Source organism: Rhodanobacter aciditrophus, from assembly GCF_050026795.1.
Lineage (GTDB): Bacteria > Pseudomonadota > Gammaproteobacteria > Xanthomonadales > Rhodanobacteraceae > Rhodanobacter_A.
In genome coordinates this window covers 158,046-175,362 of the sequence record NZ_JALBWP010000010.1, presented here as the reverse complement: position 1 = coordinate 175,362, position 17,317 = coordinate 158,046, and the positions used below count along the sequence as shown (strand labels likewise).

The following is a 17,317-nucleotide window of genomic DNA, read 5'->3' as shown; positions in this document are numbered from 1 at the left end:
GCATGGCGTACCGCCTTACTTCTTCGGCGCCGCCTTCAGGCCGCGGTCGATCAGCATCGGCTCGATGCTGGGGTCCTTGCCGCGCCAGTCCTTGTAGAGCCTGGACAGTTCCACCGTGTTGCCACGCGACAGCACCATGTCGCGGAAGCGCTGGCCGTTGGCCGCGGTGAGGCCGCCGTGTTCCTTGAACCACTCGAAGGCGTCGTCGGCAAGCATCTGCGTCCACAGGTAGGCGTAGTAGCCGGCCGAGTAGCCGTTGCTCCAGATGTGCAGGAAGTAGCTGGAGCGGTAGCGCGGCGGCACGTAGCCGAGGTCCACGCCGTCCTTCTTCAGCGCGGTGGCCTCGAACTTGTCGGCGTCCTGCTTCGGCGCGTCGGCGCCCAGCATGTGCCAGTTCATGTCGAGCATGGCGGCGGCCACCAGCTCGGTCATGTCGTAGCCCTTGTTGAACATGCCGGCGCTCTTCATCTTGTCCACCAGCGCCTGCGGCATCGGCGCGCCGGTCTGGTAGTTCTTCGCGAAGTTCGCGAACACCTTGGGGTTGGTCGCCCAGTGTTCGTTGAACTGCGAGGGAAACTCCACGAAGTCGCGTGCGGTGGCGGTGCCGGACAGGCTCGGGTACTGCTCGTCGGCGAACATGCCGTGCAGCGCATGGCCGAACTCGTGGAACATGGTGATCACGTCGTCCCAGGACAGCAGCGCCGGCTGGCCCGCCGCGGGCTTGGTGAAGTTGGCGACGTTGTAGACCACCGGCTTGGTGCCGAGCAGCCTGGACTGCTGGACGAAGTTGTCCATCCACGCGCCACCCTGCTTGTTGTCGCGCTTGAAGTAGTCGCAGTACCACAGCGCCAGCGATTTGCCGTCCTTGTCGAACACCTCGAACACGCGCACGTCCGGGTTGTACACCGGGATGTCGTGGCGCTCCTTGAAGGTGAGGCCGTAGAGCTGGTTGGCGGCGTAGAACACGCCGTTCTGCAACACGTTGTCCAGCTCGAAGTACGGCTTGATCTGCGACTCGTCGAGATCGTACTTGGCCTTGCGCACCTGCTCGGCGTAGTACTGCCAGTCCCACGGCTCCAGCTTGAACGTGGGCTGGTGCAGCGCCGCCTGGTCCTTGTCGATCTGCGCCTGGATCGCGGCAGCCTCCGCCTTGGCGCGGGCCACCGCGGCGGGCGCGAGCTTCTTCATGAAGCCCATCACCGCGTCCGGCGTCTTCGCCATCTGGTCCTGCAGCGTCCACGCGGCGTAGTTCGGGAAGCCGAGCAGCCTGGCCTCCTGCGCCCGGATCTGCGCGAGCTGCTCGATGATGTCGCGGGTGTCGTCGGCGTTGCCCAGTTCGGCGCGGTTCCACGAGGCCTCGTACAGCGCCTTGCGGGTGGCGCGATCCTCGAGGCTCTGCAGCGCCGGCTGCTGGGTGGTGTTCTGCAGCGTGATCACCCACTTGCCGGCGAGTCCGCGGTCCTTGGCGGCCTGCGCGGCGGCGGCGATGTCCTCGTCGGACAGTCCACCCAGCCGGGCCTTGTCGTCGACCACCAGCGCGCTGTCCTTGGCGGCGGCGAGCAGCTTGCTGTTGAACTGCGCCTCCAGCGTGGACTCCTGCTGGTTGAGCGCCTTCAGCCTGGCCTTGTCGGCGTCGGACAGCTTGGCGCCGTGGTGCACGAAGTTGCGGTAGGTCACCTCGACCAGGCGCAGCGACTCCGGATCGAGCTTGAGCGTGGCGCGCTCGTCGTAGACCTTCTGCACGCGGTCGAACAGCTTGCCGTCGAGATAGAGCGCATCCTGGTGCGCGGCGAGCCTCGGCGCTTCCTCTTCCTGCACCTTCTGCAGCGCGTCGTCGGTGTTGGCCGAGGTGACGCCGTTGAACACCTCCATCACGCGGTTGAGCAGCGCACCGGACTTCTCCAGCGCCACGCAGGTGTTCTCGAAGGTGGGCGGCTCGGGGTTGTCGGCGATCTTCCGCCACTCGGCGAGCTGGTCGGCCATGCCCTTCTCGATGGCCGGCCGGTAGTCGGCATCCTTGATCTTGTCGAACGGCGGCGCCTGGAACGGCAGCGTGCTGGCGGCGAAGAACGGATTGGCGGCGCTCGCGTCAGCCACCGTCGCGGCGGCGCTGGACGACTTGGCCGGTGCGGTGGAAGCCGGCGCCGGCGCGGACTTGCCGGCCTCGTTCGAGCCCTGCGAACAAGCCGCGAGGGCCATGCTGGTGGCAATGACGATCATGCGTAGACGGAACATGCGGTATTCCCGGTCGGTGCGCCCGCGTGCGGGCGGAAAGAATCGGCAGCCGCCGACTGTAACGACACCGAACCGTTTTTTGCCAGCCGCAGCGCAACGAAACCTCGCGCGATGTCAGGCCGGGCGCACGTCGCGCAGTTGCCACGCCGCGCCGATCAGCCAGTTCAGGCGCTGGCGCAGCAGGCTCATCGGCAGGTTGGTGAGCACGTCCACCTCGACGTGCAGGTCGGCCACGCGTGCGTGCACTTGCGCCTGGGCATCGGTGGCGCCCAAGCCGGGATCCACCTCGTCCGGCTCCGGCTGCCGCGCGCGCCAGCGCTCGAACAGCACCGGGCTGTGCAGCGCCTCCTCCAGCGCGGCGGCGAAATCGGCCGGGCCGGCGCCGTCGTAGCTCAGCGCCGGATCGCTGCCGCGCGCATGGGCGAGATCCGCGATGGACAGGTAGTAGTGGTTGCGGCTGGCCATGGTTTCTCCCTGCGGGTCGCCGCCAGCATGCGCACGAGCCGGCATGCCGGATGTGAAATCAGCCGACCAGCGCGGCCAGGTCGAGCCCGGCGGCCGCCTGCGCCGGCGGCACGCCGTGCGGCAGCACGCCCAGGCAGGGCGCGGGCAGCAGCTCGCGCAGCGTGGCGACGTTCTCGTCCACCGCCAGCATGGCGGGATCGATGCGATTGCCGATCCAGCCGGCGAGGCGGCAGCCGTCGGCGAGGATCGCCTCGGCGCTGAGCAGGCTGTGGCTGAGACAGCCAAGCCGCAGCCCCACCACGAAGACCACCGGCAGTTCCCAGGCCTTCGCGATGTCGGAGGCAAACAGGCCCGGCGCCAGCGGCACGCGCCAGCCGCCCACGCCCTCGACCACCACCATGTCGTGCGCCGCGCGCAGCGCGTCGAACGCGGCGCGCAGCGGCGGCAGCGTGATCGTCACGCCCTCGCGCGCGGCCGCCAGGTGCGGCGACAGCGGCGCGCGCAGGCTGACCGGATTGATCGCCGCGTACGCTACGCCGGCCGGGCCGGCCGCCTGCAGGGCCAGCGCATCCTCGTTGCGCAGGCCTTCGGGCGTCTCCTCGCAGCCGCTGGCCACCGGCTTCATGCCCACCGCGTCGCGGCCGGCGGCGCGCAGTGCATGCAGCAGCGCGCACGAGGCATGGGTCTTGCCGATGCCGGTATCGGTGCCGGCAATGAACACGCGGTCGAGGCGGGTCATCGAACAGGTCCTGGTGGAGCACACGGGGTGTGCATGGTGGCGACGCGGTGCCGGGCAGGCAAGAGCCGCGCCCTTAGCAAGAAATTAGGAAACGCGGAGCAAGGATTTAGCAACGGCCCGCGCCCGCGCTTTCTAACATTCCTGCCACCCCACCTCCCGCAGGAATACGCAAGCATGCATTCGACCGATCACGCAGCCGTCCCCGCCGCCGCTCCCCGCTACAACATGTACGCCTTCATCCACAAGGCGATGCGCGCCTTCATGGCCGACACCCTGGTGCGCATCGGCCGCCTGGATGCGAATGACGACGCCGACGTGGAGGCCGGGCTCGGCCAGCTGCGCGAACTGCTCGACCTGTGCCGTCACCACCTGGCGCACGAGGATCGCTTCGTGCACCCGGCGCTCGAGGCGCGCGCGCCGGGATCGAGCATGCAGGTGGCCGGCGAGCATGTCCATCACGAGGCCGACATCGATGCGCTCGACGCGCTGGCCGACGCGCTGGTGCTGGCGCCCGCCGGTGCGGACCGCAGCGCCGCGGCGAGCCGGCTGTACCGGCAGCTCGCGGTCTTCGCCGGCATCAACTTCGAGCACATGGATTACGAGGAGAACGAGCACAACGCCGTGCTGTGGGCGCACTACAGCGACACCGAGCTGCTCGGCATCGAAGCGCAGCTGCATGCCGCGCTGTCGCCCGCGGAACGCGCGCAGGGCCTGCGATTGATGCTCGGCGCGCTCGACCACCGCGAACGGCTGCGGCTGCTCGAGGGCATGCGCGCCCATGCGCCGGCCGCCGCGTTCGAGGGTGCGCTCGCGCTGGCGCGCAGCCTGCTCGGCGAGCGCGACTGGCAGAAACTCGAGAGCGCCCTGCAGCCCGCAGCCGCGGCGGCCTGATCAACCGCCGCGCTCGTTCGGCATCTCGACCAGCTCGAGCGGCCGCAGCACGCACAGGCGCAGGCGTCCGCGACCGGCTTTCTCGATGCGGATGCACGCATCGCGTTCGGCCAGCCGCCGGGTCAGCAGGATCAGCCGCGCTTCCAGGTTGTCGCTGAGCTCGGGCAGGCGGATGCGCGGATCCAGCCGCAGCTCGCGATTGGCGAACACGGTGCGACCATGCTCGGCACGGTCGCGCAGCAGGGTCCACAGGATCGCGCCGGCCACGCCCTTGATCAGATAGTCCTCGCCCACGAACACGCTGCCGGTGGCCGGATGGTGGCGGATCACCACCGGCGCACCTTCGGGCGGCGGCGACACCGGTTCGGCCGGTGATGGCTCGCTGGCCGCGTCGGCGCGCAGCGCGCAGATCGCCAGGCCGAGCTGGGCGGCGAGGGTGACCAGCGCATCCTCGTCGTCGTAGCCGAAGCGCAGGTCGCGCGGGCTTTCCACGTACAGCACGCCCGCCAGCCGGCCTGCGCCGACGATCGGCACCGCCAGCTGGCTGCGCGATTCGGGCAACCCGGGCAGCGGGATCGCGGTCTCCAGCCGGTCCGCCAGGCCGCCGGCCGCGGCGGCCTCGCGCACGGCGCGGCCGTAGGCGTACTCGCCGGTCATGTGGGCGATGCGGATCGGAGTGCGTTCGCGCGCGGCCACGCCGATCACCCCGTCCCCCATGGCGATCTCCGAACCGACGCCGGATTCGCCGTAGCCGCAGCTGGCCACGGTGAACAGCTTCTGCCCGCTGCCGTCGAGCAGCAGCACCATCGCGTGGTGTATGTCGAAGTCCTGCCGCAGGCCGGCGAGCAGCGCCTCCAGCGCCGCATCGAGATCCACCGCGTCGGCCAGCCGCAGCGCGACGGCGCGCGTCGCCTCCAGCAGGTTGCGCCGCGGCAGCGGCGCAGGCGTCGGCAGGCCCGGCACCGACTCGATCGCCTCGACGCGGTAGACGTCCGAACCCTTGAGCTGGAACACCCCGCCCATGCCGGTGTGCGAGGCGATGCCGGCGAGCTTGGCGCGCATGCGCTCGAACAGCGGCCCGGCCGATTCGGTGCGCAGGTAGCGCAGCGTGAGGCGGTACATCGCCGAGCTCTGCGGATGCATCAGCAGCAGCCGAGCCACCGGGTTGGCCAGGATGTTCTGGCGCGTCTTGTTGAAGAACTGGAACGACAGCGCGAGGTGCTGTGGATCGATGTATTCCACCTGCGACAAGTAGGCGACGTTCGGTGTGCCGTCCGGCGCGCAGGTGGCCATCACGGCCGGCAGGCTGCCGTCGAGGCAGTCGCGGATCGCGTCCAGCCCCGGCGTCACGGCGGCATCTCCAGCGCACGGCCCGCGTCCGGCCCGGGCGTCTGCACGAAGGCCGACGACGGCGAGAACGCGATCGCCACCAGCTCGCCCACCGCCGCCAGCAGGGCGCGCACGCGCGCCTCGGGCACGCCGATCAGGGCCAGCTCGGCGACCATCGCGTCGCGGTAGGCGGCGGCCAGCGCAAGATCGTCGTCGCCGATTGCCGCGATCTGCGCATCCTCGCCCTTGATCTGCACCGAGCGATGCGTGCTCGGCCGGGTGAAGACCACCGCCACGCGGCGATTGTCGCGGATGTCCCCGATCAGCTCGGCCGCCTGGCCGGCGGCTACCAGCACTGCCAGGCGCCCGCCACCGGGATCGACCCGACAGCCCTGCGCGCGCACCAGCGCCGGGCGATGCTCGGCATTGCGGGTGGCGGCGATGATCGACACCGCGCCCTGCAGGAAAGCGGCGAGCTCGTCATCGATGCGGGTGGCAGCGGGCACGGCAATCCTCGTCCAGCGATGGGAACGGCGGGCAGTGGCCTTCCTGACGCATAATAGGTGCTTCGCCATCCGGGACCACCCATGTTCCACGTCGCATCCAACCCGCACGCCGGCAAGCGCGAGCTCTACGCCGAGCTGGCCGAACTGGCGCAAGGCCTGCTGACCGGCGAACGCAACCTGATCGCCAACGCCGCCAACTTCAGCGCGCTGCTGTTCCACAGCCTGCCCGACCTCAACTGGGCCGGCTTCTACTTCTACGACGGCACCGAGCTGGTGGTCGGCCCGTTCCAGGGCAAGCCGGCCTGCATCCGCATCGCGCTGGGCAGGGGCGTGTGCGGCACCGCCGCGCAGGCACGGCAGACGCAGGTGGTGCGCGACGTCAATGCGTTCGACGGCCACATCGCCTGCGATGCCGCCTCGCAGTCGGAGATCGTGGTGCCGCTGGTGAAGGCCGACGGCAGCCTGCTCGGCGTGTGGGACGTGGACAGCCCGCACGTGGCGCGCTTCGACGAAGACGACCGCGCCGGCATGGAAGCGCTGTGTGCGGTGTTCATGGAGCACGCCGCGGGGTAACTGCGACGATCCGCCGCTGCGGCAAAATCGTCACCCGCGCGGCGTCCGCAGCAGCTCCACCACCCGCGCGCGGGCCTCGTCCACACCGGTGCTGGCGGTGGCGGAGAACACCTGCGCGGTGGCATGCAGGCCGTCGGGAAAGCTCCTGCGCATCGCCGCCAGCGCCTGCGCGGCCTGGCTGCGCGACAGCTTGTCGGCCTTGGTCAGCAGCAGGTGGCAGGGCAGGCCGGTGGCGAAGCAGAAGTCCAGCATCATCCGGTCGAACTCCTTGAGCGGATGGCGGATGTCGGCGATCAGCACCACTCCACGCAGGCTCTGCCGGCGGTGCAGGTAGGCGTCGATCTCCTGCTTCCAGTGCGCGCGCAGGTCCTCCGGCACCTTGGCGTAGCCGTAGCCGGGCAGATCGATCAGGCGCACGGCCAGCGGCGGCTCGCCCTCGCCCTGTGTCAGCGGCGGCAGCGCGAAGGCCACCATCTGCTGGGTGCGGCCGGGCGTCTTCGACGTGCGCGCCAGGCCCTTGTGGCCGGTCAGCGCGTTGAGCGCGCTGGACTTGCCGGCGTTGGAGCGGCCGGCGAACGCCACCTCGGCGCCGAGGTCGGCGGGCAGCTGGCTGACGCGGTGGGCGGCGAGCACGAAGTGCGCGCCTTGCAGGGCATTTGGCATGGTTTGACCGGAGCGCGACGGCACGGGGATAATCCGACGGTTTCTGCCCGCGGCGCCGTGCCGGCAAGCGGAGGCAGCCTTCGACAGTTTTCGAGAGGGGAAGTGTATGGGTTTTCGGTTCGCAGGTTTTCGACCCGCTGCGCTGGGCTCTGCCGCGGTCCTGATCTTCGCCTTGACCGCGAATGCGTCGCTGGCGCAATCCGCGCCGGCCGCGGCCGCCACCGCCGCGCAGCCCGCCGCCACTCCGGCCGCGCCCGCGGCTGCCGAGGCCGCGGTCAAGCCCGGCGACGCCACCGCGGGCCAGGCCAAGGCCGCCGTCTGCGGCGCCTGCCACGGCCTGGACGGCAACTCCTCCGATCCGCAATACCCCAAGTTGGCCGGCCAGAGCGAGCAGTACATCGTCCGCCAGCTCGAGAACTTCAAGAGCGGCAAGCGCCAGAACCCGATCATGCTGGGCATGGCCACGCCGCTGTCCGAGCAGGACATGCACGACATCGCCGCCTACTTCGCCAGCAAGACGCCGCTGCCCGGCGTGGCCGACCAGGCGCTGGTCGAACACGGCCAGCTGCTGTTCCGCGAGGGCGACGTCAAGCGCGGCATCCCCGCCTGCATGGCGTGCCACAGCATCGACGGCCGCGGCAATCCCGGCGCGATGTACCCGCAGCTGGAGAGCCAGCACGCGCAGTACGTCGAGACCCAGCTGAAGGCCTGGCACGACGGCACCACCTGGGGTACCGATGCGCACTCGCAGATCATGCCGGCCATCGCGAAGAAGCTGGACGCGAACGACATCGCCGCCCTGGCCAGCTACATCGAAGGCCTGCATCCTGCCACCGCCGCGGACCTGCAGAAGCCGGCTGCCGCCACGCCCTGATCCCTGCGGCGGTGCCGGCACCGGGTCGGCGCCACCGCATTCCTCGCCCCGCACCACCGAGGTAACCCCATGTTGAAGCGTCTGCCGATCCTGTGCGCCGCCCTGCTGGCGCTGACCGCCTGCGGCCATGCCGGCGACAACGGCACCACCGCACCGGCCACGCCCACGGCCGCCGGTACCGCCGCAGTCGCACCGGCCGCGCCTGCGACCAGTGCGCCGGCGCCAGCAGCCAGTGCGGCCCCCGCCAACGCCGGCACCGCAGCACCGGCTGCTGCAGCCACCACCGCGGCCGCCACGCCTGCGGCTCCCGCCAAGCCCATCGTCGACGACGGCAAGTGGGTCGAGGGCAAGGACTACTTCCGCATCGACCCCGCCCAGCCCAAGGCCGTGCCCACCAGCAAGATCGAGGTGGTGGAGGTGTTCTCCTACGCCTGCCCGGCCTGCAACGCGTTCCACGGTGCGATGGACCAGATCGAGAAGAGCCTGCCGGCGGACGCGGTGGTGCACTATCTGCCCGCGGCCTTCCGTCCGGACGAGAACTGGCCGGTGTACCAGCGCGCGTTCTACGCCGCCGAGGCGCTGGGCGTGCGCGCCAAGGCCCACGACGCGTTCTTCGACGCCACCTGGAAGACCGGCGAGACGGCCACCTACGACCTCAACACCGGCCGTCCCAAGCCCAAGGCCGCCTGGCCCACGATCGAGGACATCGCGAAGTTCTACGCGAAGTACGGCGTGGACCCCAAGGAGTTCGTGGCCGTGGCCAACTCCTTCTCGGTGAACACCCGGATGAAGCAGGCCGACGATCTGGTCAAGGCCTACGGCGTGCCCGGCACGCCCACCATCGTCGTGGACGGCAAGTACCGCTTCTCGCCCTCCGACGTGGGCACCGTGCAGCGCGCGATCGAGCTGACCCAGTGGCTGGTAGCGAAGGAAGCCGCCGCGGGCGCCGGCAAGTAAGCCGCGCCCCCGACTCCGTTCCGCCCCCAGCCAGCCGAGTACCCCCGATGAAGCATCTCGCCCGCCTGCGTGCACTGACCCTGATCGCCGGCCTGCTGCTGGCCAGCGCCTGCACCGCGCAATCCGGCACGCCGCCGCCGTACACCGAGGGCGAGCAGTACGTGACCCTGCCCGGCCCGCACCAGCGCTACAGCAGCGAGGGCAAGGTGGAGGTGGCCGAGGTGTTCTCCTACGGCTGCATCCACTGCGCCGAGTTCGCGCCGATCGCCGAGAAGCTGAAGCAGCAGCTGCCGAAGGGCGTGAAGTTCGAACTGGTACCGGCGCCGTTCAGCGCCGAGTGGCTGCCGTTCGCGCGTGCCTACTACGCGGCCGAGCAACTGGGCGTGGTGGATCGCACCCACCTCGAGCTGTTCGTGGAGAAGTTCGCCCAGCACTACCCGCTGAACTCGCTCGACGACCTGGCCGACTTCTACGCCCGCCAGGGCGTGAACCGCGCCGAATTCATGCGCATCGCCACCTCCGATGCCGCCACCGCGAAGCTGAAGGCGGACCTCGCGTTGATCCAGAAATGGGGCGTGGACGGCACGCCCAGCCTCGTGATCGACGGCAAGTACCGCGTCACCAACGTGCACACGCTGGACGAGCTGTCCGCGGTGGCACAGTGGCTGGCCAGGCGCGAACTGGCCAAGGCGGACAAGGGCGGCAAGTAACCCGCCTGATTGCGCCGGCCGCAGCGGGCGTTCACGTCCGCTGCGGCATTCTGCGTGTACCGTACACAGCCCGATGAACCGTACCGCCGCCCCCATCGCCGACCGCCGCCTGCGCCTGCTGAGCTGCAACATCCTCGCCGGCGCCAGCGTGCAGCGCTACAGCGAATACGTCACCCGCAGCCTCAACGCGGTGCTGCCGGGGCGCAGCAAGATCGACAACCTCGACCGCCTCGCCGCGCTGCTGCCGGAGTTCGACGTGATCGGCCTGCAGGAGGTCGACGCCGGCAGCCTGCGCTCGGGCTTCCTCAACCAGACCCGCTACCTCGCCGAGGCCGCCGGCATGCCGTACTGGAGCCACCAGCCCAACCGGCCGGTGGCCAAGCTTTCGCACACCGCGAACGGCCTGATCAGCCGCATCGAACCCAGCGCCGTGCTGGACTACCCGCTGCCCGGCCACGGCCGCGGTGCGCTGCTGGTGCGTTTCGGCGAGGATGCGGACGCGCTGGCCGTGGTGATCGTCCACCTCTCGCTGCGCGCCCTCACGCGGGCGCGCCAGCTGGGCTTCATCGCCGAGATCCTGCAGGACCATCCGCATGCGGTGCTGATGGGCGATCTCAACACCGACCTCGACAGCGTCGAGATGCGCCAGCTGTTCGCCCGCACCCGGCTGCAGCCGCCGACGCAGCCCACGCCCACCTTCCCCAGCTGGAAGCCCAAGCGGGCGCTGGACCACATCCTCGCCTCGCCCTCGGTGGCGCTGGAAAAGGTGTGGACGCTGCCACAGGCGTTCTCCGACCACCTCGCGCTGGCAGCGGAGATCCGCCTGCCTGCGCACCGCCCGCCGCGCCAGGGAGCCCATCGATGACCATGCGCTGGCCGCGCCTGCTGGCGCCATGGCTGCTGCTGGCGCTGGTCGGCCTCGGTGCGGCGTGGCTGCGGTACGGGCTGATCGAGCCGCCCGCGCTGGCCCAGCTGTGCACGGCGGCGCGGGCCCCCGCGTGGTGCGCGCTGCGGCAGGCGCTGGTGCTGGGTTTCCTGCACGAGGTGTACGGCGTTGCCGCCATCGGTGCCGCCGTGCTGGCGTTGCTGCGGCGATCACCCGTGCTGGCGTGGCTGGCCGCCGCATCGGGCGCTTTCGCACTGCAGTTCTACAACTACGAGCCGGGGGCGCTGGCGCTCCTGGTCGGCTGCCTTCGTCTCGTGCATCTGGCCGCGCCGGGCAGGCAGCTTCCTGCTGGGCGTTCCGGCCGGGGCAGAAGCCCTGCAGGTTGACGCGCGGCTGCGTGCGCGATGCTTCGGCGACGAAGCGGTTGCGGGCGGCAGGCGAGCCAAGGTGTCGAACCGGAGGGTCATCGCGGGCATCGCCCCTCATCCCTTGGAGAGAAAGAGGAAAACACGTTGCGCCGCGCGCCCGAAACCACCTTGAAACCCGCGATGGCGCAGCAACAACCCCGCCGCCACAGGCAAGAGAGAACCCCGTGGCGGATCAGACCCGCCCCGTCACCGGAATCAGCGCCCCGGTGATCGCCGACGCCGCATCCGAGAGCAGGAACACGATCACGCCCGCCAGCTGTTCCGGCTTGACCCAGCGGCCGAAGTCGGCGTCGGGCATGTCGGCGCGGTTCGGCGGCGTGTCGATGATGCTGGGCAGCAGCGCGTTGACGGTGATGCCGCGGGGCTTCAGCTCCTCGGCCAGCGCCTCGGTGAGGCGCAGCACGCCGGCCTTCGACGCGGTGTAGGCGCCCACGCCTGCGCCGGCCTTCAGTGCGGAAGCCGCGCCGATGTTGACGATGCGCCCGCGCCCGTCGGGCAGGTGCGCAAGTGCCGCCTTGCTCGCCGCCACCGCGGTGCGCAGGTTGATCCGGTAAAGCAGGTCCCAGGTGTCGGGATCGCCGTCGGCCAGCGTCTCCCAGCGGAACGTGCCGGCAATGTTCACCAGCGCGTCGAGGCCGCCGAGCGCCTGGGCTGCGGCGTCGATGGCCTGCTTTGCCGCCGCGGTGTCGGCCAGGTCCACGGCGCCGAAGCCGTGTGCCGCGCCCAGGTCGGCCGGCACCGGCGCGCGGTCGATCGCCGCCACCTCAGCACCCGCATCCAGCGCGGCGCGCACCACCGCCGCACCCAGGGTGCCGAAGGCACCGGTCACCACGATGCGTTGCTTGTCCAGGCGCATGGGTTCGTCCTCGTCAATGGATTCCGTCGAGCATAGTGCCTGTGCCGACGGGCGCGAAACGCGCGCGCCGCCATGCGGCGAACACCGGCACCGCGATCAGCAGGTTGAGCGCGAACCACAGCCATGTCGACAGGTTCTCGCCCAGCTCCAGCGCCACCGCCACGGCGGCCAGCACCGGCACCCATGCGGCGAGGAACAGTGCCTCGCGCGCGGGCATGCGCCGGCGCTCGTCCAGCCAGGCGGTCAACGCGTACCCCGCGCAGGGCAGCTCGAACAGGCCCAGCGGGAAGTCGCGGTAACGGCCGTCGAACACCAGCAGCAGGCCGTACAGCGCCAGCACGAACAGCCACGCGAAGCGCAGCCGCCCCGCCGGCGCGGGCTTGTACGGTGCGCCAGCCAGCCTTCCGGCCAGCCAGCCCGCCAGCCGCAGCGCGGTGAACAGCGCAGCCACACAGGCCACGACGGAGACCGTCCACTCCCAGGCATCGCGGCAAGCGTAGGACATCTGCCGTGCCTGCCACGCCAGCGCACAGCCACTGGCGAAGCCCGCCAGGCCCAGCGCCAGCCAGCCGCGCCCGCGCCGCCAGCGGCGGCGGCGCAGGCCGGACAACACGAACAGAGCCGCGCCCACCGCACCGGCCAGCCAGCCCAGCCACCAACGCTGCACTTCCACCACCGGCCCCTGCATCGCGAACTTCGGCCGCGCCTGCGCGTCGAAGATGCCCCAGTAGCCACCCACCGTGCCTTCCTGTGCGCGCTTCCACGGCTGGTCGAAAGCCTCGATCACGTTGTACGGCATATGCACGCTGGCGGCGTAGCGGAGGAACTCGCGCAGGTAGCGCGCCTCGTCCACCACGCTGGCACTGGCCTCGCGGCGCGGCCGGCCTTCGCTGGGCCAGCCGGTCTCGCCGATCATCACGCGCTTGCCGGGAAAGGCCCGCTCGACCTTCGCGTAGACGTCCTCGACATGCTGGATCGCACGCTCCGGCGGCACCGGCTGGTCCTCCCAGTACGGCAGGATGTGGATGGTGACGAAATCCACCGCGCCGGCCAGCTCGGGATGGCGCAGCCAGTATTCCCACACGTCGGCGTAGCTCACGGGAATGCTCGCCGGCAGCGCCGCGCGCACCTGGCGAAGGTAGCCGGCGATCTGCGCACTCGACAGCTCGCCGCGCAGCAGCACCTCGTTGCCCACGATCACCCCGCGCAGCACCTGCGGATGTGCGCGCGCGGCGGCGATGCCCAGCGCGACCTGCTCGGCGTTCGCCCTGGGATCGCGGCCCAGCCAGATGCCCATCAGCACCTTCATGCGGTAGCGCGCCGCGATGCCCGGCACCGCCGAGAGACCCTGTCCCTGCGAGTAGGTGCGCACGCAGTCGAAACGTGCGGACAGCGCGCGCAGGTCGGCGTCGATGCGCTCGGGGCTGACGAACGCGTGCGGATCCAGCGGCGTCTCGCCCGGCCCACGGAACGGCGCGTAGGAGACGCAGGCGATGCGCGCCGACGGCGCGTCGGGCAGCTCCACCGGACGGCCGATCGCCCACCACCACGCCGCACCGGCCAGGGCGAGCAGCGCCAGGGCCAGCCAGGCGACCAGGCGGCGGCCGCGGGACGAGGGGGACAACGACATGCCGAGCCTGCGCGAACGGGAGCAAGGTGCGCCAGCTTATCAGGCGCCCGCCGAACGAAAGCCGGGGGACGCGCCGGTGCATTCAGGCGCTTCCACTACAATGCCGAACGGGGGGATCACCGAGGAGTTTCCATGTTCGCGAAGGCCGCGCCGCGGCGCCATTCCCCCACCCGCCTGTCGACCCTGCTGCTGGGCTGCTGCGCCCTGTTCGCGACCTCCGGCGTGCCTGCGGCCACGCCCACCGTGGCACAACGCGCCGCGTTCAGGCAGGCCTGGGCGGCAGCCCAGCAGGGCGGCGACGGCTGGCGCGCGCTGGCCGCCCGGCTGCGCGACTATCCGCTCTATCCCTACCTGCCCGCCGCGGCACTGGAGCACGACATCCGCGAGGTCGACCTGGCCACGGTGCAGGCGTATCTCGCGAAGTATCCCGACCTGATCCCCGCGCAGGACCTGCGCCGCGACTTTCTGCGGGAACTGGCGCGGCGCCAGGACTGGAGCGGCTTCCTCGCGCTGTACCGGCCCGGCATGGGCGACGCGTTCGCCTGCGATGCCCTGCAGGCGCGCATGGCCGGCGGCGCCACGCTGGATTTCGAGCGCGACCTCGCTGCGCTGTGGGAACAGCCCGAGCTGCCCGGCGCGTGCGATCCCGTGCTGCAGGCGGCGCACGACCAGGGCCTGCTGACCGCGCCGCGCCTGTGGGCGCGCATCGACCGCGCCGCCGACGCCGGCAAGGGCGGCACCATCGCCGCGCTGGCGAACTGGCTGCCCCCGCCGCAGGACCAGGAAGCGCAATGGCTGGCGCAGGCACTGCGCGATCCCGCGGCGGCCGTTGTCGCCGCCGCGAGCTGGCCCGACACCGCGCGCGCGCGCCAGGCGGCCGCGCTGGCGCTGGAACGCCAGGCGCGACGCGACACTCCCGCCGCCGAGGCGGCATGGCAGCAGCTGCAGGCGCGCTTCCGCTTCAGCGAGTCCCGGCGCGAGGCGATCCTGCGTGCGCTGGCGCTGTTCCACGCCACCGATTTCGACACCGACGCGCTGGCGCGGCTGATCGCCCTGCCCGCCACGGCGCAGACCGCCGCCACCCGCGAATGGCGCGTGCGCGTGGCGCTGGCCGAACAGGACTGGCCCGCCGTGCTGGCGGCGATCGCCGCGATGCCGGCCGCGCAGCAGCAGGACGACGAATGGCGCTGGTTCCGCGCCCGCGCACTGGCCGCCACCGGGCAGCCCGAACAGGCGCAGGCGATCTACGCCGAGCTCGCCGGCGAAACCACGTTCTTCGGCTTCCTCGCTGCCGATCAGCTCAGGCGGCCCTATGCAATCTGCCCGCGCGCGCCGCTCGACGCGCCGCGGCAGGAACAGGCACTGCTGCGGCAGCCCGGCCTGCTACGCGCGTTCGAACTGTTCGCGGTGGATCTGCCGAAACTGGCGCGGCGCGAGTGGGCGCGCGCACTGGACGGTGCCGACGAGCGCACCCAGGTGCTGGCCGTCGAGCTGGCGAAGCGCCGCGGCTGGTATGACCGTGCGGCGTTCACCCTCAACCACGGCGAGGCGATGCGCTACTACGCGCTGCGCTTCCCGCTGGCCAGCCGGGAAGCGCTGGTGGCGCAGGCCGGGCAGGCCGGCATCGATCCCGCGTGGGCCTACGGCATCCTGCGCGCGGAAAGCGCCTGGATGAGCGATGCGCGCTCCGGCGCCGATGCCCGCGGCCTGATGCAGCTGGTGCCCGCCACCGCCGCCCTGGTGGCGAAGCGCAATGGCCTGCCCTGGGCCGGCGGCGACAGCCTGTACGACCCCGCGGTGAACATCGCGCTGGGCACGCGCTACCTGGCGCAGGTGGCGGCGCGCTACAACGGTGCTCCCTGGCTCGCCAGCGCCGCCTACAACGCCGGTCCCAGCCGCGTCGACCAATGGCTGGATGCGCGCGGCTCGCTGCCGCCCGACCTGTTCATCGCCACCATCCCGTACAAGGAGACCCGCGAATACGTGGCGCGCGTGATGGACTACAGCGTGATGTACGGCTGGCGCCTGCACGGCTCAGTGCTGCCGATGTCCGACCGGCTCACCCCGATCGGGCAGACCTATGCGCTGCCGAACAGCCTGAGTCCGCGCAAGCCTGTGGACTGCCCTGCGCCGTCGCCCGCGATCGCGGGCGCGACGCAGGCTTCCGCCGCCGCGACCTCCGCGGCGCGCAGCGCCAATGTGGCACCGGCAGCCGCGGGCGGCCTCGCCCCCGTGCGTTCCAGCCGCCGCTGAAGCGCACGGTTCGCGCGAACGCGCGGGGCGGCGCCCGGGCATGCCCGAGATACGCCGCGGGCCATGCCACAATCCCGCCATGCACATCTATCTCGTCGGCGGCGCGGTCCGCGACAAGCTGCTGGGACGACCGGAGGGTGACCGCGACTACGTGGTGACCGGCGCACGCCCGGAGGATCTGCTGGCGCTCGGCTATCAGCCGGTGGGCAGGGATTTCCCGGTATTCCTGCATCCGCGGACCGGCGAGGAATACGCGCTGGCGCGCACCGAGCGCAAGAGCGGGCGCGGCTACCACGGCTTCGTGTTCCAGGCCGATCCGGCAGTGACGCTGGAGCAGGACCTGGCGCGGCGCGACCTCAGCATCAATGCGATCGCCGAGGACGAGCACGGCACGCTGATCGATCCCTACGGCGGCGTGCGCGACATCGAGGCGCGCGTGCTGCGCCACGTCTCTGCAGCGTTCGTGGAAGACCCGGTGCGGCTGTTGCGCGTGGCGCGCTTCGCCGCACGCTTCGCGCCGCTGGGCTTCACCGTGGCCGACGAAACCATGGCGCTGTTGCGGCAGATGGTGGCCGAGGGCGAAGTGGATCATCTGGTACCCGAGCGGGTATGGGCGGAAACGCGCAAGGCGCTGGCCGAGGCGCAACCGTCGGCGTTCCTGCGCGTACTGCGCGGCTGCGGTGCACTGTGCGTGCTGTATCCTGAAGTCGACGCGCTGTACGGCGTGCCGCAGCGCGCGGAGTTCCACCCCGAGATCGACACCGGCGTGCACGTGGAAATGGTGCTGGATGCCGCGGCGGCGATCGCGCCGGGCGACGACCTGGTGGGCTTCTGCGCGCTCACCCACGACCTCGGCAAGGCGCTGACACCGGCCGCCGAATGGCCGCGCCACATCGGCCACGAGCAACTCGGCGTGGCGCCGCTGCGTGCGCTGGCGGCGCGCCTCAGGGTACCGGCGGAACATGCCGCGCTGGCCGAACTGGTCTGCCGCGAGCACCTCAATGTGCACCGCGCGCTGGAACTGCGGCCCGCCACGGTGCTGAAGCTGCTGGCGGCGCTGGACGCGCTGCGCCGGCCCGAGCGGCTGGAACCCTTCCTCGCCGCCTGCCTCGCCGACCAGCGCGGTCGGCTGGGCCACGAACACGACGGCTATCCGCAGGCCGCGTACCTGCGCCGGGCCCGCGACGCGGCGGCGACGGTGACCGCGGCGCCATTCGTGGCGCAGGGCCTGCAGGGCCCGGCGATCGGCGCGGCGATGGAGCGCGCGCGCATCGGCGCCATCGCCGAAATGAAACAATGTAACATCTAAGACCCCGCGGGCA

At 71.1% G+C, this 17,317-nt stretch carries 17 protein-coding genes; 9 read left to right on the top strand and 8 right to left on the bottom strand.

The genetic code is table 11. The features are described 5' to 3' along the window. Positions 1-15 precede the first annotated feature (15 nt). From dcp to bioD, 3 genes are all read right to left on the bottom strand, one after another. Positions 16-2,235, bottom strand: a complete 2,220-nt coding sequence (gene dcp / locus ACQGNW_RS05760) for a peptidyl-dipeptidase Dcp (protein ID WP_426662174.1) — start codon at positions 2,233-2,235, stop codon at positions 16-18. A gap of 114 nt (positions 2,236-2,349) precedes the next feature. Next, positions 2,350-2,700, bottom strand: coding sequence for a hypothetical protein (locus ACQGNW_RS05755; RefSeq protein ID WP_426662173.1), 351 nt, complete (start codon positions 2,698-2,700; stop codon positions 2,350-2,352). Between the two features lie 58 nt (positions 2,701-2,758). Then, positions 2,759-3,439, bottom strand: a complete 681-nt coding sequence (gene bioD / locus ACQGNW_RS05750; RefSeq protein WP_426662172.1) for a dethiobiotin synthase — start codon at positions 3,437-3,439, stop codon at positions 2,759-2,761. Between the two features lie 174 nt (positions 3,440-3,613). Here bioD and ACQGNW_RS05745 point away from each other — a divergent pair, with 174 nt between their 5' ends. After that, positions 3,614-4,330 (top strand): hemerythrin domain-containing protein, encoded by a 717-nt coding sequence (locus ACQGNW_RS05745; RefSeq protein ID WP_426662171.1) that lies wholly within the window; start codon positions 3,614-3,616, stop codon positions 4,328-4,330. Here ACQGNW_RS05745 and ACQGNW_RS05740 read toward each other — a convergent pair whose 3' ends face one another. Both ACQGNW_RS05740 and ACQGNW_RS05735 read right to left on the bottom strand, forming a co-directional pair. Then, complete coding sequence (locus ACQGNW_RS05740; protein ID WP_426662170.1) at positions 4,331-5,680, bottom strand: GAF domain-containing protein; 1,350 nt, start codon at positions 5,678-5,680, stop codon at positions 4,331-4,333. Next, positions 5,677-6,165, bottom strand: coding sequence for a pyridoxamine 5'-phosphate oxidase family protein (locus ACQGNW_RS05735; RefSeq protein WP_426662169.1), 489 nt, complete (start codon positions 6,163-6,165; stop codon positions 5,677-5,679). The genes ACQGNW_RS05740 and ACQGNW_RS05735 overlap by 4 nt, the downstream gene beginning before the upstream one ends. 81 nt (positions 6,166-6,246) lie before the next feature. Here ACQGNW_RS05735 and ACQGNW_RS05730 point away from each other — a divergent pair, with 81 nt between their 5' ends. Beyond that, positions 6,247-6,738 (top strand): GAF domain-containing protein, encoded by a 492-nt coding sequence (locus tag ACQGNW_RS05730; RefSeq protein ID WP_426662168.1) that lies wholly within the window; start codon positions 6,247-6,249, stop codon positions 6,736-6,738. Positions 6,739-6,768: 30 nt separating this feature from the next. On the opposite strand, the gene yihA is transcribed toward ACQGNW_RS05730, so the two are convergent. After that, complete coding sequence (gene yihA, locus ACQGNW_RS05725; protein ID WP_426662167.1) at positions 6,769-7,401, bottom strand: ribosome biogenesis GTP-binding protein YihA/YsxC; 633 nt, start codon at positions 7,399-7,401, stop codon at positions 6,769-6,771. 106 nt (positions 7,402-7,507) lie between these two features. Here yihA and ACQGNW_RS05720 point away from each other — a divergent pair, with 106 nt between their 5' ends. From ACQGNW_RS05720 to ACQGNW_RS05700, 5 genes are all read left to right on the top strand, one after another. Next, positions 7,508-8,275, top strand: coding sequence for a c-type cytochrome (locus tag ACQGNW_RS05720; protein WP_426662166.1), 768 nt, complete (start codon positions 7,508-7,510; stop codon positions 8,273-8,275). 69 nt (positions 8,276-8,344) lie between these two features. Beyond that, on the top strand, positions 8,345-9,232 hold the full coding sequence (locus tag ACQGNW_RS05715) for a thiol:disulfide interchange protein DsbA/DsbL (protein WP_426662165.1): 888 nt from the start codon (positions 8,345-8,347) through the stop codon (positions 9,230-9,232). 47 nt (positions 9,233-9,279) lie between these two features. Next, a complete protein-coding gene (locus ACQGNW_RS05710) occupies positions 9,280-9,942 on the top strand; it encodes a thiol:disulfide interchange protein DsbA/DsbL (RefSeq protein WP_426662164.1) in 663 nt (220 codons plus the stop codon). A gap of 73 nt (positions 9,943-10,015) precedes the next feature. Next, complete coding sequence (locus ACQGNW_RS05705) at positions 10,016-10,807, top strand: endonuclease/exonuclease/phosphatase family protein (RefSeq protein WP_426662163.1); 792 nt, start codon at positions 10,016-10,018, stop codon at positions 10,805-10,807. Continuing rightward, positions 10,804-11,214, top strand: coding sequence for a hypothetical protein (locus tag ACQGNW_RS05700; RefSeq protein WP_426662162.1), 411 nt, complete (start codon positions 10,804-10,806; stop codon positions 11,212-11,214). The genes ACQGNW_RS05705 and ACQGNW_RS05700 overlap by 4 nt, the downstream gene beginning before the upstream one ends. Positions 11,215-11,428: 214 nt before the next feature. Here ACQGNW_RS05700 and ACQGNW_RS05695 read toward each other — a convergent pair whose 3' ends face one another. Both ACQGNW_RS05695 and ACQGNW_RS05690 read right to left on the bottom strand, forming a co-directional pair. Next, a complete protein-coding gene (locus ACQGNW_RS05695) occupies positions 11,429-12,112 on the bottom strand; it encodes an SDR family oxidoreductase (protein ID WP_426662161.1) in 684 nt (227 codons plus the stop codon). Positions 12,113-12,125: 13 nt separating this feature from the next. Continuing rightward, the gene (locus ACQGNW_RS05690) at positions 12,126-13,742 is read right to left on the bottom strand and encodes a glycoside hydrolase family 17 protein (RefSeq protein ID WP_426662160.1); all 1,617 of its coding nucleotides are present in this window, start codon (positions 13,740-13,742) and stop codon (positions 12,126-12,128) included. 132 nt (positions 13,743-13,874) lie between these two features. On the opposite strand from ACQGNW_RS05690, the gene ACQGNW_RS05685 reads away from it, so the two are divergent. After that, positions 13,875-15,995: a transglycosylase SLT domain-containing protein gene (locus ACQGNW_RS05685; RefSeq protein WP_426662159.1), complete on the top strand. Its 2,121-nt coding sequence runs from the start codon at positions 13,875-13,877 to the stop codon at positions 15,993-15,995. 79 nt (positions 15,996-16,074) lie between these two features. Beyond that, on the top strand, positions 16,075-17,304 hold the full coding sequence (locus tag ACQGNW_RS05680) for a multifunctional CCA addition/repair protein (RefSeq protein ID WP_426662158.1): 1,230 nt from the start codon (positions 16,075-16,077) through the stop codon (positions 17,302-17,304). Positions 17,305-17,317 lie beyond the last annotated feature (13 nt).